The sequence below is a fragment of the Streptomyces sp. R28 genome (assembly GCF_041052385.1).
Classification (GTDB): domain Bacteria; phylum Actinomycetota; class Actinomycetes; order Streptomycetales; family Streptomycetaceae; genus Streptomyces.
On sequence record NZ_CP163439.1, the window covers coordinates 3,173,057 to 3,195,500 of the forward strand.

Genomic DNA, 22,444 nt, shown 5'->3' on the forward strand with positions numbered 1-22,444 from the left:
CCCGCCCACGTACGGACATCGCAGGGAGAACCATGTACAAGAACATCCACCGATCCGCGTACCACCTGGCCGAGGAGGGCACCCCCTGGACCGAGGACTTCCGCGCGCTCCCCTTCCCCGAACACTGGCGTGCCGGACTCCTCGAGCTACACAACCACGGGCGGGACGAGGAAAAGCAGCAGCCGACCCTGCCCACCCGCCGACTCGACGGCGTGCTCCAGACCCTCGCCCCCGACGTGATCGTCCGCCCCCGGCCGCGGATCCCCGTGGAACCGGGGCCGCAGGCCCCCGAGGACTTCTGGATGTATGTACCGGCCTCGGCGCCCGACCCCCTCCCGGGCCGTTCCATGCAGCAACTCCTCGACGCCTGGCTGCGTACCCTCGGTCCCAAGGACGCCCCACAGGATCCCCGGTTCCGCTCGCTGTTGCTCGCGAGCAGCGCCGAGCTGAAGCAGAACCTGCCCGAGTGGCAGCCGGTCACCGGCGTCGAACTCCTCACAACCCCGGCCACCCGGGGCGGCACCGCCGCCCCGGAACCGCGCCAGTTCCAACTCGCCACCGACGCCCTGGCACGCCGCATCCTGACCCTCGACCCCTTCCCGTTCGAGGGCGGAGAGCTGCGGTTCCGGGCCCTGCCCCGCGGACCTCGCGACCAGGGCGCGGAACTCATGTCGCAGCCTCTGTGCCGGACGGTCAAACGCAAGGAGTGGTGGTTCTCCGTCCTCCTGAACATCTCCCTGCACACCACGCCGTTCGACCCCAGGCCGCGCCTCCACTTGCACTGGGGTGTACGCCGCTGGGCGACCCACCCTCGGACCACCACCAAACGCCTCAACCTGCCCTACCGGGAGGCCACTACCGTCTACCTGCGACCCACCATCCCCTGGCTGCCCGGCGCACCGGCCACCGAACGCTACGCACTCGCCCGCCTGCGCCGCGACCGGGCCGCCGACACCTTCGTCTGGGCGGAGAACGACACCGCCGGCATCCTGCGCGGACTCAGCCTCGCCGGCAACTTCCCAGACCCCGAACAACTCCTCACCGAACCGGTCTCCTGGATCGGCGAGGGACGCGGCGTCCGCGCCGCCGTGGTCCACAGCACCAGGATGGGCAAGCACGAGATCGGCACCGGCTTCATGCCCAACCAGCGGGCCCAGCTCACCGAATGGGCCGAGCAGGCCCTCCCTGAAACACTGATCCGGGTACCCGACCTCACACGCGGACGCGGCAAGGGCATCGGCGCCCCGGAGAACCGGCGGCCTAAGCCCAGGACCGACGAGGCCAAGAAAGCCGAGCTGCTGCGCGAGACCCAGGCACGGCGCGTGGCACTCGCGGCGCAGGCCCGGATCGCCTCCCACGGTCCAGAACAGGCCGACCTGCCCGTGGTGGAGGCCCGGCTGCTGTGGCAGTCGCCCGAGGTACGCAGAGAGGCAGTGGAACAGTTCGCCAAGGCCCTGGGCCTCGACGGCGACGGCGGCGCCAGTGCTGCCCACTTCACGGACCGGGAGTTCGACGAAGCCACACCCGGAGCACCAGTCATCCTCGAATGGCGGACGGCGGAGGTCACACTCCGGCTGCGCTGCCTGCCCCTCGCCGACGGACTGGGCGACCGGCTCGTACCCGACCCGGGTATCAAGGGCAAAGGCGCAGCGCTCGCGGCTGCCGTCGTCGATCGGCGCCGCGCCCTGCGCGCCTGGCTCCGCGCGGACGGCGCGAATCCCTCCCGCCCCGAACTCGCCTTGGTGGAAGTCGCACACCGCAGCACGTTCCGCCCGGCGTCGACGGACCCCAAGTTCGCCATCCGCCTCGGGTGCGCCGACGCGGGCCTGCTGACGCAGTTCGTCGTCACACCGTCCACCGACCGGCAGATCGACAATGCGGAAAGCCTCGACCACCGCACGTACAGCTCGTGGCTCGATGGACTGCGCCAGCTGGGCGTCCGCGTCTTGCCCCAGCACACCCTCGGTGACGATCTTCCGAACTCGCTGCAATACGCAGCGGTGTGGATGGTGAAACGTCGCAAGGACGGCCCGACCCGGTTGCCCAAGCACCTACCTGTGGCCGTCCTCGTCACCCCTTTCCCGGCCGGGGAAGGCCTTGCAGCCGTACGCGGCTGGGATGACACCGCAGGGGAATGGGTGCCCTACCCGCAGTTCCTCCTCGGTCTGGTGAAACAGGCGGAGATCGACCCCGAAGCGTTTACGGAACCAGAGACTCCAGACGATGACGCACGTCCCGATGCACCGCGAGTCACCGCCAAGCAGTGGCGCAGTAACCTCGCCCAACAGCGCAAGGAGACGGCAGCATTCCTCCAACGCGTGCTGCCCTCCCTCCGAGGACAGCCCACCGCACTGATCACCCATGCTCAGAACAGCCGACTGCACTGGCCATGGCTCCAGGACGGCCAGACCGAACGCGACCTGATCAAGACCGGCCACGCCCCGGCAGGCCGACTCGACGACGAACTCCGCCTCGTACGCGTGCGCGGGTGCGACGGCCGCGAGAGCGCCCAGTGGTGGGGCTTGGCCGCTCCGGGCAAGCCCCACGGACAGCCAGCCGGGTTCTGGGTGCAGGATCCCCAGCAGCAGAATGGAGCATCGTCGCACGAGCGGGTCTTCTACAGCACCACCGAACGCCCCGGAACCCATGCGATCTCCCCCGCACTCGACCGCCTTGCCACCCGGGTCAACGCAGCAGGCAACCTCACCTCGCAGGCGGGCACCAGCGCCTGGAACCCGACCCTGGTGGAGATCGCGGTATTGGGCTGCCACGAGGATGACGACCCAGCTGCGCCCGTACTGGAAAAGCCCGACGACGCCGAGGCGCTGGCCCTCGCCATGCACCAGCTCCGCCAGGCCCCGGACTACGCCGCTGCCCTGTCTCTCCCGCTCCCACTCCACCTGGCGGGACTGGCCCAGGCATATGTCCTCCCGACGCTCGCCGACAGTGACCGGACATCGAACGAGGAGTCGGACACACCCGCTGGAGACCAGAGCATGGAGGACCCAGACCTCGCCGACGCGGCCGGACTGTCCACGACGCCGGGCGACGAGGCCGAGACGGCCCACGGCTGAGGACGGGATCGACACATGCACACCGGTATCCCCAGAACCTGTCTGAGAGACCAAAGACAGCCCCTCCATGCAGCCAGCCCGGGCGAGCCGATGATCGGCGCCTCGCTCCCGCGCTCTGGGTCCCCCGCCCGGCCACGGCAGGCCGTCGCAGTGCACTCGCCGTTCGCCGCCCACGGCCTCGATACCAGAGCAGCCGCCGCGTCGCGCCAGCAGTTCGATGACTGGCAGCGGGAACTCACCCAGGCCGAAAGCGACCAAGATCCTAACTGGGGGCACGTCCCCGACTCGGCCTCTCCTGAGCTCGGGGCAGGCCGGGCGCGTCGCAACCAACAGGGCGAAAGGTCACCGGTGAGGTCTCTCGCACGAGCCGGGTATCTCGTCGCCAGGCTCGCCGGGACCGGCCGAAACCACGCGCACCTTGTCGGCCGCTACCGAGAAGTCGTCCTTCGCGCGGGGATCCCAGAGCGTCATCCAACCATCCACGCTGCCGAAAGAGGCATAGATCCTGTCCGGTCGCAGGACGCCACCGTCCGCCGGCAGCTCGTCGATGGGTACTACGGGAGTGACGCAGACCGGACCGGCCTTGATCCCCCAATACGCGGCGGGCACGCGGTGGTCGGCCCACGCGTCCTGCGCCTTCTCAGCGGCATCAACGGCCGGGTCTGCGATGGCCGACAGCCAGACCACGCCCGCGGCCGACATCACGGCCCCTGCCAGGATCAGTGCGAACCCGCGGTCGAGCAGCCAGGGGTAGCAGTGGCGGACGTATCCCCAGCACGCCATGGCCGCCAGAACGACAAGGAGCATGATCCCAAGGGCGTGGAACGCAGCCAAGACCCGGAGCGCGTCGGGGATCTCGACATCCTCGGACTGGACGCCGAACCGTGCCGCGTAGAAGGCGTGGCCCACCGTGCCCATCCCGAGAATCCAGGGCGGCACCACCGGCACCAGGGCAAGCAGCAAGGTCAGCAGGACACGTCTGCCGCTCCAGGAGCGGAGCAGGAGACGCAGGCCCTGGCCGGTGAAGAGGATCGCGCCACCGCCGAAGACCACGTCTCTCACTCCCTCGGGAGTCCATCCGAGAGCGGCCACCAACCCAGCAAGGAACCCGGCGCCCATCATGACGATCACCACACGGGCCGCGGTCCTGGGTGTGTCCAGGTTCCTGGCCTCCCGATAGGTGAACAGGGCCGCCGCGACGGTGACGAGCAAGGGCACCGGAATCAACCACGACGGGCCCGACGTCAGGGTCCAGACACCGCACAGGACCGCCACGTACAACGCAACCGTGCCTACGACGCGGGCACGCGCGACCTCGGCCGTGGTCGGCTGACGGCTGCTGCCGTGCCGCTCGGCAGAACGCCGGTAGGGGGCGCGCACGTTGCTCTCGGAAAACCGGCGTACGGCCGTTTGGCGGTCACCGAACACAAGCCGTCCCGTGTCATGGGCTCCGACGTCTCGCGCCCGGTTCGCGAGCGCCGTCCGCAACCAGGTCCTGCCGCTGGTGCGGGGCGCGTACTCGTACCACACGGGACGGTGCCGGTGATGACGCCTGAGCGGATCGACCGATTCAACGGTCAGCGGTAGTCCGTCCCGGTCGGCCACGTCTTGAACGGTATTCGCCGCTATGCGCGCAGCCCGGCGAGCCGGTCCATCAGGAACGTGTAACTCAAGAACGAAGCTTCCCTTGTGCTCCCGGTCATCCTCCGGCGGAAAGTCGGCACTGTCCGGGCGCCGCACGACGGTCCACGGCTGCCGCCCGAAACACCTCTCACTCCGCTTCAAGTCCTCGTGTCGGCCCACGAGTTCAGCCTCAACTCGGACCAACTGGTCCTGCTTGCCCGGTATGTACTCCACTACGCATCCGTTCCTGTCCAGGCGGGCCGCTGAAAATCTCTGAGCCCCAGATGAGCGCTACAAGCGGAACACGAAGGCAAGCAGCCAGGCACGACGGCGCACCGGCGGGCAGGAAGCCTGCCCCTAGTCGTACCGAGCGTCGCACGACCGGTGCCACTTCGCCCCGGCCGGAAGCCGGTGACCAAGCACAGTCTGGGCGAGGGCCGAGCAGGGAAGCAGCACCTTGTCGGCGCAGACCGTCATCATGACCGCGAGGTTGAGATGGCGCGGACGCCTACTTTCACGTGCCACGAGTGGGTGATATGAACTTCCGGACTCCCAACACGGCCTGACGAAATAGCATGCGGAGCCGGGTGACGGGCTCCGCATGCTGTCAGTCCAGAACTGGCACCAACTGCGGCAGATGCCCTTCGGGCGCAACCGGAGCGCGATGCCGTTCCTCGAGTTTGAAACCGATAACCGAATCTCCGCAGGTCACCGGGCTAAATCAAGAACAGCTCTTGATTGCGGCTCCCGCCCAGGACCCGGACCCGCGGCCAAGCGTCATCGGCCTACCGACTCAACCGGACGACCGTCTGGATCACCAGCTGCCCGCCCCCGACCGACTCCTTCCCTGCTCCCATGTTCTGGGTCCGCCGCCAGGAATTCGAACCTGCCACCGCTCGCTCGGCACCCCGCCTGACGAGCCAAGTCACGCCCCGCCGGCCGCTCCCCCATTTCACAACCGTTGCACAATCACGCGGGAACTCCCGGGAACCCGCAGGTAGAAGCGGGAACCCCCGCCCAACGAAGAACGGCCCTGCCCCAGGGAAAACCCCAGGTCAGGGCCATAAAAGCAGACGAGTCGGGCTGTACGCCGGGTTCTGTCACCCGGTCGCCTCGCGGCGGCCGGGGAGACGGCCATCCATCTAGGACCGGCGTTGCCGCCGGCCTCCTGCGGTCTACCCGCGGACTCGGGCGGGCAGCCCTCGAACGTCCGCGCAGGGCCACCTTTTACAGCGGCCCCTTTTGACCTTGCTCCGGGTGGGGTTTACCTAGCTGCCCAGGTCACCCTGGGCACTGGTGGTCTCTTACACCACCGTTTCACCCTTACCGAGGCCCGTACGGATACGGTCCCCGGCGGTTTGCTTTCTGTGGCACTGTCCCGCGGGTCACCCCGGGTGGCCGTTAGCCACCACCCTGCCCTGTGGAGCCCGGACGTTCCTCGGGAAGCCCCCTGAGGGACTTCACGCGGCCGCCCGCCCGGCTCGTCTGCCGTGTCGACCATGTTACCGGCCTGCGGGGGGCGGCGGTCGCCAGTACCGATCCCGTGAGGATCAGGGCGAACGCGGCGAGCACCCCGGCCGTCAGGGGCTCGTCCAGGAACAGGGCTCCCGCCGCCACCGCGACCGCCGGATTGACGTACGTGAAGACCGTCGCCCGCGTCGGGCCCACCTCCTTGATCAGCTCCAGGAAGGCCACGAAGGCGACCGCCGTGCAGATCGCGCCCAGGGCGGCCAGGGCCGTCAGGACCTCGGCCGAGGGGACCGAAACCGGCCGGGTCAGCGCCGCCGCGGGGGCGTACACCAGCGCTGCCAGCGTCAGGCAAGCTGCCGTGAGCTGGAGGGACGGTACGTTCCTGAGCCACCGTGCTGCGATCAGCGGGGCTGTCGCGTAGCCGAGTACCGTCAGCAGGACCTCCGCCAGCGAGCGGGCGTCGCCGCCCGTCAGGTGCGGGACCGTGAGGGTCGCTACGCCGGCCAGGCCCAGGGTGAGGCCGGTCAGTCGGCGGATGCCCAGGTGCTCCGTGGCGCCGAAGAAGCGGGCCAGGGCGACGCCGACTATCGGTACGCCCGCGATCAGCAGGCCGGCCGTCGAGCTGGACAGGTGGCGTTCGGCGTCGGTCAGGGTCCACCAGGGGCCGATGATCTCTATGCAGGCGAAGGCCAGCAGGGGGCGCCAGTGCCGTCGTACCGTCCGGATCAGGCCGCCCTGGCGGATCGCGAACGGCAGCAGCAGCGCGGCGCCCAGTGCGCATCGCGTGAACACCACGACCGACGGGGAGACCGCCTCCACCGCCACCTTGATTATCAAATACGGGATGCCCCAGACCACGCCCATCAGGGCGAACAGAAACCAGCCGCGTGCAGTCATGCGGCGAGTTTCGGCCCCCTCACACTCCGCCGTCTTGAACGCTGTTGCGGTACGCCGCCGGGGTCACTCCCAGCACCCGGCGGAACCAGCGGGTGAGGTGCGCCTGGTCCGCGAAGCCGACCAGCGGGGCGACATCGGCCGGGCGCAGACCGGACTCCAGCAGACCGCGCGCCCGGTTCACCCGGTACTGGGCCAGCCAGGCGTACGGCGGTATCCCCATCGTCGTACGGAAGGCGCGCAGCAGCTGGTAGCGGGAGAGGCCGAGGTCCGTGGCCAGGGCCGCGAGGGAGGGTGGGGCGGTGAGTTCGTCGGCCAGGCGGTCTCGGACCGTCCGCGCGATGTGGCCGGCTCCCGTGACCGTGTCGCTCGCCGCGCGGGCCGTGGAGTGGCGGCGGGCCAGGGCCGTGAGCAGCCACGGAATGCGGGACTCTGCCTCCAACGGGTCGGGGCAGGCGGCCAGTTCTGTGTGTGTGCGGCGTAGGGCGGCGGCCAGGTCGGGGTCGTCGAGGAGGGGGTTGCGGAAGTGCGGGGTGCCGGAGCCTAGGGTGCCGTCGGTCAGTAGGGACGTCTTGGCGTACAGGGCTCGGTAGGCGTAGCCCTCGGACGCGGCCGGTCCGCCTGTGTGCATCTCGCCCGGTGCCAGTACGACGATGGAGCCGGGGCTGGGGCGTATGCGGCCACCCCGGTAGTCGATGATCTCGCTGCCGCCGACGCAGACGCCGATCGTGAACTCGTCATGGGCGTGCGGGGCGTACACGTGCCGGTTGAAGCGGGCCGTCAGCAAGTCGAGCGGAGGGCCGTCCCGGCCGAGCCGCGCCCTGGTCCACAGCGCCTGTTCACCCACTTCGCACCCCCTTTGCCTGCTGGCAGTGCAACACGGGGAGCCTCAGAGAAAGTCCGCCGTGTCCAGGTCGAAGGCGAAAGGCTGGGGCAGAACGATCGGTTTACCGAAGGCCACGGCGCGGAGCTCTTGGTAGTCGCCCGACTCCGGGTCGCTGAACAGCGTGATCCACGCGGTCTCTCGGTCGACGAGCAGGTAGAGCGGGATGCCGCCGCGGGCGTAACAGCGGCGCTTGATCTCGCGGTCGGTCTGTGGTGTCGAGGACGTGACCTCCAGCACCATGGCGGCTCCTTCACACGGCATCCAGGGATCGGCCCCCCGGTTGAGCCTCAGCTCCTCGGGAGCGAACGTGCCGTCCGGGATCACGTGGTCCTGTGGGTAGCCCTCCGCATGCTTCAGCTTCAGCCCCTTGTGCCCGGAGAACTGCATGTCGGTGTGAGATCGCCGATGCACCTGCTCCACGATGCGGCTGATGCAGTGCTCGTGATGCCCGTCCGGCATCGGGGTCACGACGACTTCCCCCTCGATCAGCTCCACGCGGAGCCCCTCCGGGGTGTCCATGTCGACGAACCAGTCCAGCAGGAGCTTCTGCGTGATCGGATCCTGTGCCATGGCGCACATGGAACGCCCCTCCAGCAGCTCGGCGGAGCTGAACAGCGGCGGGTCACCTGTACGAGAGTGCGCCGGAGCCGTCCGCTTGACCCTGCCGCGACGTCAACGTCTGTACTGGTCCCATGCGGATCGGAGAACTCGCCGCCGCCGTCGGCGTCACCACGCGGACCGTGCGGCACTACCACCATCAGGGGCTGCTGCCCGAGCCGGAGCGGCGCCCGAACGGGTATCGGGACTACACGCTGCGGCATGCCGTCGTGCTGGCGCGGATCCGGCGGCTGACCGAGTTGGGGCTGGCGCTCGCGGAGGTGCGGGACGTACTCGCCGAGGATGCCGGGAAGGATCTCGTGGAGGTGCTCACCGAGCTCGATGAGGATCTTGCCCGGCAGGAGGCCGCCATCCGGGAGCGGCGGGCGCGGCTGCGGGCGCTGCTGGAGACGGAGGGCGGGCTGCCCGCCGAAGGGCCCGTGTCGCCCCAACTGGCCGCGCTGTTCGAGGACATGGCGCATGTCGTCGCCGACTCGCCCATGGCCGCCAAGGACCGCGAGATGCTCGCGTTGATCGAGACCACGGCGGGTCCCGAGGGGCGGGAGCAGCTCCTGGGTGCGTTGGAGGGTGCGCTCGCCCGGCCGGGTGGGCAGGAACGGGCCCTTGCCGCCTACGCCCTGCTCGACGAACTCGCCGACGCCGACCCCGGCGATCCGCGCGTGGACGAGGCGGCCCGTGCCCTCGCCGACTGCCTGCCCCGCGACCTGTTCCCGGAGCCGCTGGAGGTCGACCCCGACAACAGTTTCCTGCGCGCCTTCTACGCCGACTTCGCCCCGGCGCAGGCGGAGGCCATCCGCCGAACCCTGCGGATGCTCGTGGAAGGGAGTGAGCCGTGATGCGGACCGGGCTCGTCCTCGCCCGGCACGAGCTGCGGCTGCTCGTCAGCCTCGCGCTGTGGGTGACCCGGCGGCGCCACGGGACCCGCGACGGTGGTACCGCCTTCGGGTACGCGCGCGGGCAGGGGCCGGTGATGTTCGGGTTCGCGTTCGTGTGCGTCGTGGAGTCGATCACCATGGCCGTGCTGCTGCGGGACTATCCGGCCGTGCACCGGGTGGTGTTCATGCTGGACGTGTACACCATCGTGCTGGTCGTCGGGATGCACGCCGCCTCCGTCGTACGACCGCATGTGCTCGACGCCGGCTCCCTGCGCATCCGGCGGGCCGCGCACGTCGATCTGCGCATACCGTTGGAGAAGGTCGAAAGCGTGCGGCGCGAGTTGCGCACCACCCATGAGCGGGCCGAGGGCGAGCTCGATGTCGCCATCGGGGCGCAGACCTCCATGACGCTCCAACTCACCGAGCCCGTCGCTCACTTCACCTTCCTCGGCCGTCGCCGGGACGTCCGCCTCGTCCGCTTCCACGCCGACGACGCCGACAGCCTCGTAAAGGCAATCACACTGGCGCGAAGCGGACCTTCGGCGCTCCCGTCGCCACTGCCGGATCAGCCTGGGTGAGGCGGGCTCTGAGCCGCTCCCCCAGCGGCAGCTGTTCTCCGTCCGCGGCCTCGATCCTGCCGATCACCGCCGGGGACTCCAACTGCACCACTCCGACGGCGGGTCGACGCTCGTCCACGTCCACCACCCAGCCGTCGAACACCTCCCCCACCCGGTCCTTCAGCAGCGCCGCCTCCACGAGGTCGACGCACTCCCGCTCCACCGTGCCCGCCCGCCGCGAACCCTCGGCCATGCGGGCGGGCAGCTCGTCGAGGGCGGCCACCACCCAGTCGGGCACCGCCTGACCGGCGACAGCGGCCAGGCAGATCTCGGCGGCGTACCGGTCGGCGAGGCGGCGCAGTGGGGCCGTGCAGTGGGCGTAGGGGGCGGCCACTGCGGAGTGCGTGGTGATGTCGGGCAGGGCACCGCTCCGGAAGACCGTGTATCCGGCGCCGCGCAACAGGGTCGTGCACTCCTGGAGGAAGGCCGCGTGGGGTGGGCGGTGCGGGTCGAGGGAGCGGACGAGTCCGGCGTACGAGACGTGGTGCGGCCAGTCGATGTGCAGGGCGTGGGCGGTACGGCGCAGGCGGCCCACCGCGCCGTCGGGGGCGGCGGGGAGGGTGCGCAGGACGCCGGTGCCGCTCGCCAGCATCAGGTCGGCGGCGGCCATCCCGGTCAGCAGGGAGATCTGGGCGTTCCAGCCGTCGGCGGGGTGTGGTGCGCGGTAGGCGAGCTCGTACATCCGATCGCCGTCGGGGGCACGGTCGGGGTCGTGGTCGGGGGCGCGCTCGACGATCTCCTGCTCGGGCACGTTGAGTGAGATCCCGCCCCGCTCCACCTCCAGCCGCTCCCGCAGCTCCCCGATCTCCTTCAGCAGCGCCAGCGGCTCCTCGGCGGTTCCACCGTCGATCTGCTTCTGTACGCCGTCGTAGTCGAGCTTGGCCCGGCTGCGGACCAGGGCGCGGCGGACGTCGACGGCGAGCGTACGGCCCTCCGCGTCGAGGTCGATCGTCCACAGGACGGCCGGTCGAACCTGATCCGGGAGCAGGCTCGCCGCGCCCTCGCTCAGCAGCTGGGGGTGCAGCGGGATCCGCTCGTCCGGGAAGTAGAGGGTGGTCACCCGCCGGTGGGCTTCGCGGTCGAGCGGGCCCGACGGTACGACGAAGGCGGCGACGTCCGCGATGGCGTACCGGACGCGGTAGCCGGTGCCCTGCCGGGACAGGTGCATCGCCTGGTCGAGGTCGGTGGAGGTGGGCGGGTCGATGGTGAAGAAGGGAACGTCGGTGGCGTCGTACGACGGGAGCGCGGGGGCGTTCGCGGTCCGCTCGGCCTCCGCCAGCACCTCGGCGGGGAAGGTCCCGAAGAGGCCTAGTTCGGTACGCAGCGTGGTGAGGGCGGCCCGGAGGGGGGCCTCGGGGGCGCCGGTCACTCGGATGTGGCGGCGGGGCATGAGTCGAGCGTAGGGCGAGGGTCGCCGAGTGGCACGCCGTACGCTGTGGCGGAGTTCGAGTGAAGGAGTACGTGTGCTTGTCCTGCTGCCGCCTTCCGAAGGCAAGGCCTCGTCCGGTCGGGGTGCGCCGCTGAAGCTGGAGTCGTTGTCCTTGCCGGGGCTGAGCGAGGCCCGGGAAGCCGTGCTGAGCGAGCTGGTCGAGCTGTGCGGCGGCGACGAGGGCAAGGCGCGGGACGTACTCGGGCTGAGTGAGGGGCTGCGGGGCGAGGTCGGCAAGAACGCCGAGCTGCGCACGGCCGGGGCGCGGCCCGCCGGGGAGATCTACACCGGGGTGCTGTACGACGCCCTCGACCTGGCGTCGCTGGACACGGCGGCGAAGCGGCGGGCGGCTCGCTCGCTGCTCGTGTTCTCGGGGCTCTGGGGTGCGGTGCGCGTCAACGACCGCATCCCCTCCTACCGCTGCTCGATGGGCGTGAAGCTGCCCGCCCTCGGCGCGCTCGGCACGTACTGGCGGGCGCCGATGGCGCAGGTGCTGCCCGAGGCTGCCGGGGACGGGCTGGTGCTGGATCTGCGGTCGTCGGCGTACGCGGCGGCGTGGAAGCCGAAGGGCGAGGTGGCCTCGCGGACGGCGACGGTACGGGTGCTGCACGCGCCGACGCGGAAGGTCGTCAGCCACTTCAACAAGGCGACGAAGGGGCGGATCGTACGGAGTCTGCTGACGGCGGGGGCGGCTCCCGGTGGGCCGGCCGAGCTGGTCGAGGCGCTGCGGGACCTCGGGTACGAGGTGGAGGTCGAGGCGCCCGCGAAGGCCGGGAAGGCGTGGTCGCTGGATGTGCTGGTGGCGGAGATCCACTAGCGAACCCCACAAGCCTGCGTTGCAACATACGCAATGACCTTTGCGCACCGTGCTTGACGTCGGCAGGATGAGGCCATGTCCTCTCCCCTGCCTGCCTCCGTGCTGGATCTCGCGCCCGTCGTGCCCGTCGTCGTGGTCGACGACCCCTCCGACGCCGTACCCCTGGCCCGGGCCCTGGTCGCGGGCGGGCTGCCCGCGATCGAGGTGACGTTGCGGACGCCGGCCGGACTGGAGGCGATCCGGGCGATCGCCGACGCGGTGCCGGACGCGGCGGTCGGGGCCGGCACCGTGATCACGCCGGAGCAGGTGCGGGAGTCGGTCGCGGCCGGGGCCCGCTTCCTGGTCAGTCCCGGCTGGACGGACGCACTCCTGGCCGCCATGCGTGCGTCGGGGGTGCCGTGTCTGCCGGGGGTGTCGACCACGTCCGAGGTGGTGGCGCTGCTGGAGCGCGGGGTGCGGGAGATGAAGTTCTTCCCGGCCGAGGCCGCGGGCGGTACGGCGTATCTCAAGTCGTTGTACGGGCCGTTGCCGCAGGCCCGGTTCTGCCCGACGGGCGGGATCGGCCCGGCGTCGGCCCCCGGATATCTCGCGCTGCCCAACGTCGGGTGCGTGGGCGGGAGTTGGATGCTTCCGGCGGACGCGGTGGCGGCGCGGGACTGGGAGCGGGTCGAGGCGCTGGCGCGGGAGGCGGCGGGGCTGCGGGCCGACAGCGCCCAGGGTTCAGGCGCGCAGGTGTGACGTGTCGTTGAAGAGCCGTACGCTCGCGTTGCCGTCGGCGTAGTACGCCACCGCCGAGAGGGAGGCCGCCGAGAGTTCCATGCGGAACAGGGACTCGGGCGGCGCGCCCAGGGCGAGGCGTACGAACGTCTTGATCGGGGTGACGTGCGTGACGAGGAGGACAGTGCGGCCCGTGTACGCGGCGATCAGCTTGTCGCGGGTGGCGGCGATGCGGGTGGCGGTCGCCGCGAAGCTCTCGCCGTCGCCGGTGGGGCGGGCTTCCGGGTCGGCCAGCCAGGCGGTGAGGTCGTCCGGGTGGCGCTCGCGGACCTCGCCGAAGGTGAGCCCCTCCCAGGCGCCGAAGTCGGTCTCGCGCAGGCCGTCGTCGACGGTCACGTCGAGACCGAGGCGGGCGGCGACGATGCCGGCGGTCTCCCGGGTACGGGCGAGCGGCGACGCCACGATGGCCTGGATGGTGCCGCGCCGGGCGAGAGCGGCGCCTACGCGCTCGGCCTGCTCCCGGCCGACGTCGGAGAGGGACGGGTCCGTACCGCCACTGCCGGAGAACCGCTTCTGGGGGGTGAGAGGGGTCTCGCCGTGCCGGAGGAGCACGAAGGTGGCGGGCGCCCCCATGTCGGCGGGAGCCCAGCCGGAGGAGGCCGTGGCCACGGTGCGCGCGGCCCTGACATCGGCCTCCGCCGCGGTCACCTCGGTCATCGCGGCCCCATCGGCCCCACCAGCCCTCGCGGTCCTCGCAGCCCTCGCAGCCTTCGCGTCAGCCGCCTCCAGCTCCGCCACCGAAGCCGCCGCCGACCACTGCTCGCCCCGCTTCCCCGCGTCCATCGCCTCGTTGGCCAGCCGGTCCGCGTGCTTGTTCTGCTCCCGGGGGATCCACTCGTACGTCACCTGCGTCGCCGGCAGGACCCGTGCCGCCTCGAACGCCAGCGGCTTCATGTCGGGGTGCTTGATCTTCCAGCGGCCCGACATCTGCTCGATGACCAGCTTGGAGTCCATACGGACGTGGACCTTGGCCGTCGGGTCCAGCTCGTGCGCGGCGCGCAGGCCGGCGACCAGGCCCCGGTACTCGGCGACGTTGTTCGTGGCGACGCCGATGTACTCGGCGGCCTCGGCCAGCGTCTGGCCCGTGGTCGCGTCGACGACCACGGCACCGTAGCCCGCGGGCCCCGGGTTGCCCCGTGAACCGCCGTCGGCCTCGACGATGAACTCCCGCACGACCAGAACCCCTTAGCCCTTCAGTCCCTCAGACCCTCAGTCCCTCAGACCGTCAGTCCCTCAACCCAAGCCCTCGGTACCAGGCGCCTTACAGACCCGACTCGGCCGTACGCACCAGGATCCGGCGGCAGTTCTCGCACCGCACCACCGTGTCCCGAGCCGCCGCGCGGATCTCGCTCAGCTCGGTGATGGCGAGCTCCTGGCGGCAGCCCTGGCAGGTGCGCTGGTACAGCTTGGCCGCGCCGATGCCGCCCTGCTGCCCGCGCAGCTTGTCGTAGAGCTTGAGGAGGTCGGCCGGCACGGCGGCCGCGATGACCTCGCGCTCCTTCGTCACCGCCGCCACCTCGCCGTCGATCTCCTCGAACGCGGCGTCCCGGCGGGCGGTCGCGTCGTCGACCTTCCCCTGGACGGCACCGACCCGCTCGGTCAGCTCGGCGACCCGCTCCTGCGCGGACTCGCGGCGCTCCATGACCTCCAGGACGATGTCCTCCAGGTCGCCCTGCCGCTTGGCGAGGGAGACGATCTCGTGCTGGAGGTTCTCCAGGTCCTTGGGGGAGCTGATGGCGCCGGAGTCCAGGCGCTGCTGGTCGCGGGCGGCGCGCTGGCGCACCTGGTCCACGTCCTGCTCGGCCTTGGTCTGCTCGCGGGCGCAGTCGCTCTCCTCGGTCTGCGCGGCCACGAGCAGGTCGCGCAGCTGCGTGTGGTCCTTGGTCAGCGTCTCGATCTCGGCGTGCTCCGGCAGCGACTTCCGCTTGTGCGCGAGCTGCTGGAGGCGGACGTCGAGGGCCTGGACGTCGAGGAGGCGGATCTGGTCGGCGGGCTCGGCGTTCAGTTGGGGGCTCCAGATGTGTCCGTGATGGTGGACGCCGCGTGGGCGGTCCAGGGGTCGGTGACCGTCTTCGAGACGTGGACGCGCAGGTCCCATCCGTTGCGGTCGGAGATCTCGTCGAGCTGGGCGGCGGCCAGCTCGCACCAGGGCCACTCGGTGGCCCAGTGCGCCGCGTCGAGCAGCGCGAGAGGACTGTGGGCCACGGCCTCGGACGCCGGGTGGTGGCGGAGGTCCGCGGTGAGGAAGGCGTCCACGCCGGCGGCGCGTACCTGGTCGAAGAGGCTGTCGCCGGAGCCGCCGCTGACGGCGATCGTGCGGATCGCGGCCTCCGGGTCGCCGGCCACGCGGATGCCCTGCGCGGTGGCGGGCAGCCGCTCGGCGGCGCGGGCGGCCAGTTCGCGGACGGTGAGGGGGTGATCGAGCTCGCAGACACGGCCGAGGCCCCGGCGGCCCTCCGGATCGGTCGCGTCGGGCACCAGCGGTCGTACGACACGCAGGTCCAGCGCACCGGCCAGCGCGTCGCTGACTCCCGGGTCCGCGGTGTCCGCGTTGGTGTGCGCGACGTGCAGCGCGATGTCGTTCTTGATCAGCGTGTGGACGACCCGCCCCTTGAAGGTGGAGGCCGCGACCGTCGTCGTACCGCGAAGGTAGAGCGGGTGGTGGGTGACCAGCAGGTCGGCGCCCAGCTTCACCGCCTCGTCCACGATCTCCTGGACCGGGTCGACGGCGAACAGGACCCGGGAGACCTCCTGGTTGGGGTCGCCCACGACGGTGCCGACCGCGTCCCAGGACTCGGCCCGCTCGGAGGGCCACAGGTTCTCCAGCGCGGCGATGACTTCAGACAGACGGGGCACGTAGGAAAGGCTACCTGGGCACCTCTGTGCGCCTAAACCGGCGCCGCTCTCGCGGAGGTGGTTGCTCGCCGTCGTGGTTCCTCAATTAGTGGTTGCGGTGATCTTCGCAAGAGTTACGCCGCCGTCACCGACTGCGCTTACCCGCCCCGCCCAGCACAGACACCCCCGTTTCCTCAGGCGAATCGTTCCTCGGCCATCCCTTTGTGTGAAAGGGGAACCCCGCCGATCCCACGCCCGTGCGTGCGAAAACTAGCTTCGTCACTGGAGGTGACCGGACCATGACGGCCTGTGCGATCGAGCCCGCGGCGGAGCATGAGGACGACGAAGTGCCTCAGGCGGTATGCACCATCACGGCGGACGGTTCCTACGCCGCCCGCCTCGCGCTGGACGGCGACTGCTGGTTCCCGGAGCGCTGGACCCTCGACGGTCCCGAGCCGTACGCCGTGCCGCTGCCCGCCCACCAGCCGGAGGAGCCCGGCACCGAGGTGCAGCCCATGGGCGACGGCCGGGTCCTCATCCGCCGCCCCACCGACGGACGGCACATCTTCTCGCTGCTGTATCCGACCGGACCCGGCACCGGCGAACTGCTGCTGGGCGCCGTCCAGTGCCCGGACGAGGGGACCCGGCTGCGGATGCTGCCCCCGGCGCCGGGCGGCGACAAGGCGTACGCCCTCGCGGTGGGCCGGCGTTCCAGCGCGGTGTGGCTGGTGGCGGGGGGTGCCTTCGGGCCCGAGCACCTCGCCGAGATCCCGGGGCGCTGCTCGGGCGGGGTGTGGCTGGACCGGGGCGGGCGGATACTGGCGCTCGACCGGGAGTCCGGGGGCCGTACGAAGGCCGTCGTGGTCGATCTGGAGCGGGGCGGCGAGGTGTCGCCGCTGCTGCAGATCGCGGACGACAGCGACGACCGGTTGCTGCTCGCCGACCCGGACAGCGGACTGCTGCTGATCCGCTCGGACGCTCCCTCGCCGGGGCAGGAACGGTTGGGCTGGGGGGTACTGGGCAGCACGCTGCCGGTGCGCTTCCCGGAGTGTCTGCGGGTGCCCGACTGCGCGGTGACGCCGTTCGCGATCCAGCCGGGGCAGGTGCTGACGCCGGAGAGCTGCCAGGTGGCGCTGCGCATCGACGGGCCGGTCGGAAGTTGGGTGGGTGTGTGGCGGCCCGCCGAACGGCAGGTACGTCATCTTCCGGCACCCGAGGGGTGGTTGGCGGGGGCCGGGCTGTGGACGCGGGACGGGGTGCTGCAACTGCCGTATTCCACGCGGGAGGTACGGTGCGGGGTCGCCCGCGTGGGGGTGCCGTCACCGGAGGAAAGACCGGAAGCGGAACCGGAGTCGAGGTCGTCCGTGCCGGTGGAAAAGGAGCCTCCGAGTCCGGTCGCGCGCCGTCCCGTGCCGTTGCAGCAAGCGCCGTTGGGCGGTCTTGTAACGAAGTAGTGGCGGTTGGCGTGGCCGTCTGGATTCGGCCCGTGGTCGTCTGGTTAAACTCGCCCGGCTGTAAGAAAGATCATGTTGACGGGGTGAGTTTTCCGATGAGCAACGCCAGCACGACCCAGCCGGGGCCGGCCGACGTTCACGACGTTCAGAAGGCATCCGGCCACGGCAGGCACCGGGGCCCTGTCTCGGCCCACGACAGCGAGACGGCTCCCCGCGGCCGTCACCGCAAGGTCGAGGAGACCGAGACGGCGGCCTGACGCCGCGCGCCGCACGGCCCCGCCCTTCACCACGAGGGGCGGGGCCGTTGCCTTTTCTACTTCTACGTCCTTTTCAGGCCCAGCACTTCCACCGCCCCGAAGGTCTCGCCTTGCGGCCGGTCGGCGTAGTGCGGACCGAGTACGGCGTCCAGCTCGTCGTACGTGAACGTCTCCTGCTTGCTGTCGAACTTCGCGGCGACCCGCGGCCGTTCGACGATCGCCACCATGCCGCCGTGTACGACGAGCAGCTGGCCGTTGATCCGGGCGGCCGCCGGCGCGGCCAAGTAGCCGACGAGCGGGGCGACGTGCTCGGGGGCGAGCGGGTCCAGGCCGTTGTCCGGCCGGCCGAGGCCCGCGAAGACGTCCTCGGTCATCCGGGTACGGGCGCGCGGGCAGATGGCGTTCGCCGTCACGCCGTACTTGGCGAGCGCGAGGGCGGTGGAGGTGGTGAGTCCGACGATTCCGCCCTTGGCCGCCGCGTAGTTGGGCTGTCCGGCGGAGCCTGCGAGGAACGCCTCCGAGGAGGTGTTCACGACCCGCCCGTACACCGGCCCGCCCGCCGCCTTGGAGCGCTCGCGCCAGTGTGCGGCGGCGAAGCGGATGGTGTTGAAGTGGCCCTTGAGGTGGACCCGGATCACCGAGTCCCACTCCTCCTCGGCCATGGAGAAGACCATGCGGTCGCGCAGGATGCCCGCGTTGTTGACCAGGATGTCCAGCTTGCCGAACTCGGCGATCGCCAACTCGACCAGCGCTCCAGCCTGTTGGAAGTCGGCGACGTCCCCGGTGTGTGCGAGTGCCTTGCCGCCCGTCGCACGGATCTCGGCGGCGACCTCCTCGGCGGGCCCGGTGGAGGCCGCGCCCGAGCCGTCCCGGCCGGGCTGTCCGTAGTCGTTGACGACGACGGCGGCGCCGAGCCGGGCGAGTTCCAGCGCCTCGGCCCGGCCGAGGCCGCGCCCGGCGCCGGTGACGATCGCGGACAGTCCCTCAAGTGGCAGTGACATACGACCCCTTCGACGTCAGATCTCGATGCACGTACGCAGCGCCGCGCCTGTCCGCATCTGGTCCAGGGCCTCGTTGATGTCGGCGAGCGGCACGCGGTGGGTGATCAGGCCGGCGAGGTCGATCCGGCCCGAGCGCCAGAGCGCGATCGTCCGCTCGTAGGAGCGCAGGACGTCCCCTCCGCCGTACATGGACGGCAGGATCCGCTTCTCGTCGAAGAACAGCTCGAACATGTTGAGCTGCAGGAAGTCGTCCATGGCGCCCGCGCCGACGACGACGAGCGTGCCGCCGCGCCGGGTGTTCTCGTAGGCCGTGCGGGCGGTGGCCGACTTGCCGACGACCTCGAAGACGTAGTCGAAGCCCTCGCCGCCGGTGACCTGTTGCTTGGCGTCGGCCAGCTCGTCCGGGGAGACCGCCTTCGTGGCGCCGAACTTCAGCGCGGAGTCACGGCGCGAGGCGACCGGGTCGACGGCGACGATCTCGGCGGCCCCCTTGAGCCGGGCGCCCTGGATCGCGGAGATGCCGACGCCTCCGCAGCCGATGACGGCGACCGACGAACCGGCCTCCACGTCGGCGGTGTTGAGGGCGGCGCCGAGTCCCGTGGTCACCCCGCAGCCGATGAGGGCGGCGATGTCGAAGGGCACGTCGTCGGGGATCGGCACCGCGCATCCGGCGTCGACGACGACCTCCTCGGCGAAGGTGCCGGTGCCGGCGAAGCCGAAGACGTCCCCGGCGGGGCGCCTGAAGTTGGGGGTGCCGGCGTTCATGAACCCGGCCAGGCACAGCTCGGTCTGGCCGCGCTTGCAGGCGGGGCAGGCTCCGCAGGCGGGGAGCCAGCAGACGACGACCCGGTCGCCGGGCTTCAGGGTGCGCACGCCTTCCCCGACTTCGACGATCTCGCCCGCGCCCTCGTGACCGGGCACGAACGGCCCCGGCTGCGGAAGCACGCCCGACATCGCGGACAGGTCCGAGTGGCACAGCCCGGTCGCCCGCACCCGGACCCTCACCTTTCCGGGCCCGAAGCCCACCGCCTCGACGTCGTCGAGGACCTCGAGCTTGTCCTGACCGATCTCGTGCAGTACGGCTGCTCGCATGGTGCGGCTCCCCTCGTACGGCGTTCTGGACTCAGGCGTGTGCGGCGTCAGGCGTGTGCGGCGTCAGGCGTGTGCGGCGTCAGGCGTGTGCGGCGTCAGGCGTGTGCGGTGTCACGCGTAGTCGCCATCAGGCGTGTTCAACGATGGTGTCGGCAAGGACGGGCGCGTCGTCCCGCTCGACCGCGCTCACGGCCACACGGACGGCGCCCTCCTGCCGCCACATGCGGATGCGCAGGGTCTCCCCCGGATACACGACCCCGGCGAACCGGGTGACGTACGACCGCACCCGGGTCACGTCCCCGCCGAGCAGTGTGTCCACGACCGCCTTGAGCGTGATGCCGTAGGTGCACAGCCCATGCAGGATGGGCCGCTCGAACCCGGCGACCTTGGCGAACTCGGGGTCGGCGTGCAGGGGGTTCCAGTCGCCGGAGAGGCGGTACAGCAGGGCCTGGTCCTCGCGGACGGACCGCTCGACGACCCGGTCGGGCTCACCGGCGGGCGGTTCGAGCCGCCCGGAGGGCCCCCGGTCTCCTCCCCAGCCCCCTTCGCCCCGTACGAAGATCTGGGCGTCGTTGGTCCACAACGGGCCGTCGGCGTCGGCGACTTCGGTGCGCATGACGAGGACGGCGGCCTTGCCCTTGTCGTAGACGGCGGCGATCCGGCCGGTGGCGGTCGCGGTGCCCTGCACCGGGATGGGGCGGTGGAGGGTCAGCGACTGGCCGCCGTGCAGGACCTTGGCGAGGTCGACCTCGACACCGGGCATGGACAGGCCGCTGATCACTCCGGGCGAGCCGGAGCCGGCGACGGTGGCGAAGCTCGGCAGGACGTGCAGGCGGGACTCGAGGGTGTAGCGCAGCTCATCGGGGTCGGTCGCCGGGATGCCCGCTCCGACACCGAGGTGGTAGAGCTGCACGTCCTTGGAGGTCCAGGCGATCTCGCCCGTCCGGGGCTCTGCTGCGACGGCCTTGGCCGCGTCGATGGGCATGGGGCTCCTGAAGGCTCGCTCTTGGGATCGGAGACCTCGGTACGGCCGTCCGCACCGTCGGCCGCACCGAGGTCGTCACGGGCCGTTCTAGAACGCGTTCCAGTCCGGCGCCCCCTGTATAGCCGAGCGCCCCGCACTTGTGAAGGCTCCTGACGTCCCATCAGATCCGCGTTCACCGGATCGCACGCCGTGACATTTGTCCCGCCGGATCGCGGACAAGCGCACCTGCCGTACGGCGGCTTCGGTCCGTAGCGTCTCCTGTGTCCGAGTCATCGCCCTCGCCGGCCGCCCCGGCACGGGCACGAAACCGACGAACGGGGGACGGAACATGTCCTGGATACGCAAGGCGTCGTGCCGACCGACCCCACTGGAGGCCGGCAAGCTCCCCGACACACCCGATCCCCAGCCCACCGGCTACTCCCTGCTGCCCTGGCTGCTGATGGGCATGGGCGCCTTCTCCAACCTCTTCCGGGGCGAGACGCCCAACCCGTGGATCGGCGGCCTGGGCCTGCTGACCTTCAACTCGCTCTACGTCTACATCGCGTTCCGCTCCTTCGTGAAGGAGAAGCGGGAGGCGGCCTCGACGCGGCTGGCACTGGTCCTGATGACGTTGGTGACCTGCGGCCTGGGCATGGGTTACGGCGGCACCTGGCTGCTGTTCTTCCCGCTGCTCGGCCTCGCGACGGGCGCGGTCGTCCGCATGCCGCACCTGCGCGTGGCCGGGGCGGTGGTGACCGTGCTGTGCGCGGTGGCGGCCGTCGTACGGGACGGCTGGGGCGGCATCGACACCGCGTACGCCACCTGGATCTCCACGATGGTGACGGCGGCGATCCTGTCCCTGTCCGAGGCGGTACGGGAACTGCGCGCCGCCCGCGAGGAGTTGGCGCGCCGCGCGGTCGAGGAGGAACGCCTGCGCTTCTCCCGGGATCTGCACGACCTGCTCGGCCACACCCTCTCGGTGATCGTGGTGAAGTCGGAGGCGGCGCGGCGGCTCGCGTCCCGCGATGTGGATGCCGCGTTGGCCCAGGTCGCCGACATCGAGTCCGTCGGCCGGCAGGCCCTCACGGAGATCCGCGAGGCGGTGACGGGCTATCGCAACGGCAGCCTGGCGACGGAACTGGACCGCGCCCGTTCCGTGCTGGAGGCCGCCGGCATCGAGCCCGTCGTCCACCGATCCGGCCCACCCCTCCCCGCGCACACCGAGCCCCTGCTGAGCTGGGTCGTCCGCGAGGCCGTCACCAACGCGGTACGCCACAGCGGGGCCGCGCGGTGCGAGATCACGGTGGCGGGCACACCGGAACGCGTGCGCCTGCGCGTCTGCGACGACGGTACCGGCGACGGTACGTCCACCGCCCGCCCCGCCGACGGCATCGGCGGCATCGGCGGCACCGGCCTCCAGGGGCTGACGGAACGCCTCGCAGCAGCGGGCGGCTCCCTGCAGGCGGGCCCGGGACGCCGGGGCGGCTTCCTGGTGACGGCCGAGCTGCCGGTGGACACGACGGACTCGGCTAGGGCGGCCGAGCCCCGCGAGCCGGCGCAGACGGTCCGACGCCGGTCCCAGGGTTCACCGGAGGCGGAGGTTCTGCCGGAGGCGGAGGTTCTGCCGGAGGGCGGGCGAGCCCGGTAACGAGTCCGACGTGAGCGCGGCCGGTACCGCGCGTCCAAGCCTGCTTCCCGTAGTCGCGCAGCCCCCGGCCCCGCCCCGCCCCTCCCCTCCCGCTCCCGCTCCCGCTCCCGCCA

At 71.1% G+C, this 22,444-nt stretch carries 18 protein-coding genes, 1 other RNA gene and 1 pseudogene; 8 read left to right on the forward strand and 12 right to left on the reverse strand.

Annotation, left to right across the window (positions count from 1 at the left end; genetic code table 11):
- Positions 1-32: 32 nt before the first annotated feature.
- Entirely contained in the window at positions 33-3,074 is a 3,042-nt protein-coding gene (locus tag AB5J49_RS13930; protein WP_369168947.1) for a DUF3962 domain-containing protein, read from the forward strand.
- 342 nt (positions 3,075-3,416) lie between these two features.
- Here the strand turns inward: AB5J49_RS13930 and AB5J49_RS13935 are convergent, their stop codons facing one another.
- From AB5J49_RS13935 to AB5J49_RS13955, 5 genes and pseudogenes are all read right to left on the reverse strand, one after another.
- Positions 3,417-4,931, reverse strand: coding sequence for a hypothetical protein (locus AB5J49_RS13935; protein ID WP_369168948.1), 1,515 nt, complete (start codon positions 4,929-4,931; stop codon positions 3,417-3,419).
- Positions 4,932-5,767: 836 nt separating this feature from the next.
- Positions 5,768-6,181, reverse strand: an RNA gene (gene rnpB, locus AB5J49_RS13940) — RNase P RNA component class A.
- 55 nt (positions 6,182-6,236) lie between these two features.
- A pseudogene (locus AB5J49_RS13945) lies at positions 6,237-7,064 on the reverse strand (DMT family transporter); the annotation flags it as partial.
- 19 nt (positions 7,065-7,083) lie between these two features.
- On the reverse strand, positions 7,084-7,908 hold the full coding sequence (locus tag AB5J49_RS13950; protein WP_369168949.1) for an AraC family transcriptional regulator: 825 nt from the start codon (positions 7,906-7,908) through the stop codon (positions 7,084-7,086).
- A 42-nt stretch (positions 7,909-7,950) separates the two neighbouring features.
- Complete coding sequence (locus AB5J49_RS13955) at positions 7,951-8,526, reverse strand: Uma2 family endonuclease (RefSeq protein ID WP_369168950.1); 576 nt, start codon at positions 8,524-8,526, stop codon at positions 7,951-7,953.
- Between the two features lie 113 nt (positions 8,527-8,639).
- On the opposite strand from AB5J49_RS13955, the gene AB5J49_RS13960 reads away from it, so the two are divergent.
- Together AB5J49_RS13960 and AB5J49_RS13965 are read left to right on the forward strand one after the other, a co-directional pair.
- Complete coding sequence (locus tag AB5J49_RS13960; protein ID WP_369168951.1) at positions 8,640-9,401, forward strand: MerR family transcriptional regulator; 762 nt, start codon at positions 8,640-8,642, stop codon at positions 9,399-9,401.
- Positions 9,401-10,018 (forward strand): hypothetical protein, encoded by a 618-nt coding sequence (locus AB5J49_RS13965; protein ID WP_369168952.1) that lies wholly within the window; start codon positions 9,401-9,403, stop codon positions 10,016-10,018. The genes AB5J49_RS13960 and AB5J49_RS13965 overlap by 1 nt, the downstream gene beginning before the upstream one ends.
- Here the strand turns inward: AB5J49_RS13965 and AB5J49_RS13970 are convergent.
- A complete protein-coding gene (locus AB5J49_RS13970) occupies positions 9,957-11,447 on the reverse strand; it encodes an RNB domain-containing ribonuclease (RefSeq protein WP_369168953.1) in 1,491 nt (496 codons plus the stop codon). The two genes, AB5J49_RS13965 and AB5J49_RS13970, sit on opposite strands and share 62 nt — an antisense overlap.
- A 73-nt stretch (positions 11,448-11,520) precedes the next feature.
- On the opposite strand from AB5J49_RS13970, the gene yaaA reads away from it, so the two are divergent.
- The gene (gene yaaA, locus AB5J49_RS13975; protein ID WP_369168954.1) at positions 11,521-12,303 is read left to right on the forward strand and encodes a peroxide stress protein YaaA; all 783 of its coding nucleotides are present in this window, start codon (positions 11,521-11,523) and stop codon (positions 12,301-12,303) included.
- Between the two features lie 75 nt (positions 12,304-12,378).
- Complete coding sequence (gene eda / locus AB5J49_RS13980) at positions 12,379-13,041, forward strand: bifunctional 4-hydroxy-2-oxoglutarate aldolase/2-dehydro-3-deoxy-phosphogluconate aldolase (RefSeq protein ID WP_369168955.1); 663 nt, start codon at positions 12,379-12,381, stop codon at positions 13,039-13,041.
- On the opposite strand, the gene AB5J49_RS13985 is transcribed toward eda, so the two are convergent.
- The 3 genes from AB5J49_RS13985 to AB5J49_RS13995 all read right to left on the reverse strand — a co-directional run bounded on the left by AB5J49_RS13985 (position 13,024) and on the right by AB5J49_RS13995 (position 15,936).
- Positions 13,024-14,253 (reverse strand): bifunctional RNase H/acid phosphatase, encoded by a 1,230-nt coding sequence (locus tag AB5J49_RS13985; protein ID WP_369168956.1) that lies wholly within the window; start codon positions 14,251-14,253, stop codon positions 13,024-13,026. The two genes, eda and AB5J49_RS13985, sit on opposite strands and share 18 nt — an antisense overlap.
- A gap of 88 nt (positions 14,254-14,341) precedes the next feature.
- The gene (locus AB5J49_RS13990) at positions 14,342-15,085 is read right to left on the reverse strand and encodes a zinc ribbon domain-containing protein (RefSeq protein ID WP_369175127.1); all 744 of its coding nucleotides are present in this window, start codon (positions 15,083-15,085) and stop codon (positions 14,342-14,344) included.
- Positions 15,082-15,936 carry a Nif3-like dinuclear metal center hexameric protein gene (locus tag AB5J49_RS13995; RefSeq protein ID WP_369168957.1) on the reverse strand — a complete coding sequence of 285 codons (855 nt, stop codon included), beginning with the start codon at positions 15,934-15,936 and terminating at the stop codon, positions 15,082-15,084. The genes AB5J49_RS13990 and AB5J49_RS13995 overlap by 4 nt, the downstream gene beginning before the upstream one ends.
- A 278-nt stretch (positions 15,937-16,214) precedes the next feature.
- Between AB5J49_RS13995 and AB5J49_RS14000 the strand changes: the two genes are divergently transcribed.
- Entirely contained in the window at positions 16,215-17,369 is a 1,155-nt protein-coding gene (locus tag AB5J49_RS14000; RefSeq protein ID WP_369168958.1) for a hypothetical protein, read from the forward strand.
- A 95-nt stretch (positions 17,370-17,464) separates the two neighbouring features.
- Positions 17,465-17,626 carry a hypothetical protein gene (locus AB5J49_RS14005; RefSeq protein WP_369168959.1) on the forward strand — a complete coding sequence of 54 codons (162 nt, stop codon included), beginning with the start codon at positions 17,465-17,467 and terminating at the stop codon, positions 17,624-17,626.
- A gap of 62 nt (positions 17,627-17,688) precedes the next feature.
- Here the strand turns inward: AB5J49_RS14005 and AB5J49_RS14010 are convergent, their stop codons facing one another.
- The 3 genes from AB5J49_RS14010 to AB5J49_RS14020 form a co-directional block, all read right to left on the reverse strand.
- Complete coding sequence (locus tag AB5J49_RS14010) at positions 17,689-18,627, reverse strand: 3-oxoacyl-ACP reductase (protein ID WP_369168960.1); 939 nt, start codon at positions 18,625-18,627, stop codon at positions 17,689-17,691.
- A gap of 15 nt (positions 18,628-18,642) precedes the next feature.
- Positions 18,643-19,719 carry a Zn-dependent alcohol dehydrogenase gene (locus AB5J49_RS14015; protein WP_369168961.1) on the reverse strand — a complete coding sequence of 359 codons (1,077 nt, stop codon included), beginning with the start codon at positions 19,717-19,719 and terminating at the stop codon, positions 18,643-18,645.
- 127 nt (positions 19,720-19,846) lie between these two features.
- Positions 19,847-20,704, reverse strand: coding sequence for a MaoC/PaaZ C-terminal domain-containing protein (locus AB5J49_RS14020; protein WP_369168962.1), 858 nt, complete (start codon positions 20,702-20,704; stop codon positions 19,847-19,849).
- 328 nt (positions 20,705-21,032) lie between these two features.
- Here AB5J49_RS14020 and AB5J49_RS14025 point away from each other — a divergent pair, with 328 nt between their 5' ends.
- Positions 21,033-22,331 (forward strand): sensor histidine kinase, encoded by a 1,299-nt coding sequence (locus tag AB5J49_RS14025; RefSeq protein ID WP_369168963.1) that lies wholly within the window; start codon positions 21,033-21,035, stop codon positions 22,329-22,331.
- Positions 22,332-22,444 lie beyond the last annotated feature (113 nt).

Coding starts and splice junctions, on each gene's coding strand:
- AB5J49_RS13930 (WP_369168947.1), top strand. CDS start 33: ATGTACAAGAACATCCACCGATCCGCGTACCACCTGGCCGAGGAGGGC.
- AB5J49_RS13955 (WP_369168950.1), bottom strand. CDS start 8,526: ATGTGCGCCATGGCACAGGATCCGATCACGCAGAAGCTCCTGCTGGAC.
- AB5J49_RS13960 (WP_369168951.1), top strand. CDS start 8,640: ATGCGGATCGGAGAACTCGCCGCCGCCGTCGGCGTCACCACGCGGACC.
- AB5J49_RS13965 (WP_369168952.1), top strand. CDS start 9,401: ATGCGGACCGGGCTCGTCCTCGCCCGGCACGAGCTGCGGCTGCTCGTC.
- AB5J49_RS13970 (WP_369168953.1), bottom strand. CDS start 11,447: ATGCCCCGCCGCCACATCCGAGTGACCGGCGCCCCCGAGGCCCCCCTC.
- eda (WP_369168955.1), top strand. CDS start 12,379: ATGTCCTCTCCCCTGCCTGCCTCCGTGCTGGATCTCGCGCCCGTCGTG.
- AB5J49_RS14000 (WP_369168958.1), top strand. CDS start 16,215: ATGACGGCCTGTGCGATCGAGCCCGCGGCGGAGCATGAGGACGACGAA.
- AB5J49_RS14005 (WP_369168959.1), top strand. CDS start 17,465: ATGAGCAACGCCAGCACGACCCAGCCGGGGCCGGCCGACGTTCACGAC.
- AB5J49_RS14010 (WP_369168960.1), bottom strand. CDS start 18,627: ATGTCACTGCCACTTGAGGGACTGTCCGCGATCGTCACCGGCGCCGGG.
- AB5J49_RS14015 (WP_369168961.1), bottom strand. CDS start 19,719: ATGCGAGCAGCCGTACTGCACGAGATCGGTCAGGACAAGCTCGAGGTC.
- AB5J49_RS14020 (WP_369168962.1), bottom strand. CDS start 20,704: ATGCCCATCGACGCGGCCAAGGCCGTCGCAGCAGAGCCCCGGACGGGC.
- AB5J49_RS14025 (WP_369168963.1), top strand. CDS start 21,033: ATGTCCTGGATACGCAAGGCGTCGTGCCGACCGACCCCACTGGAGGCC.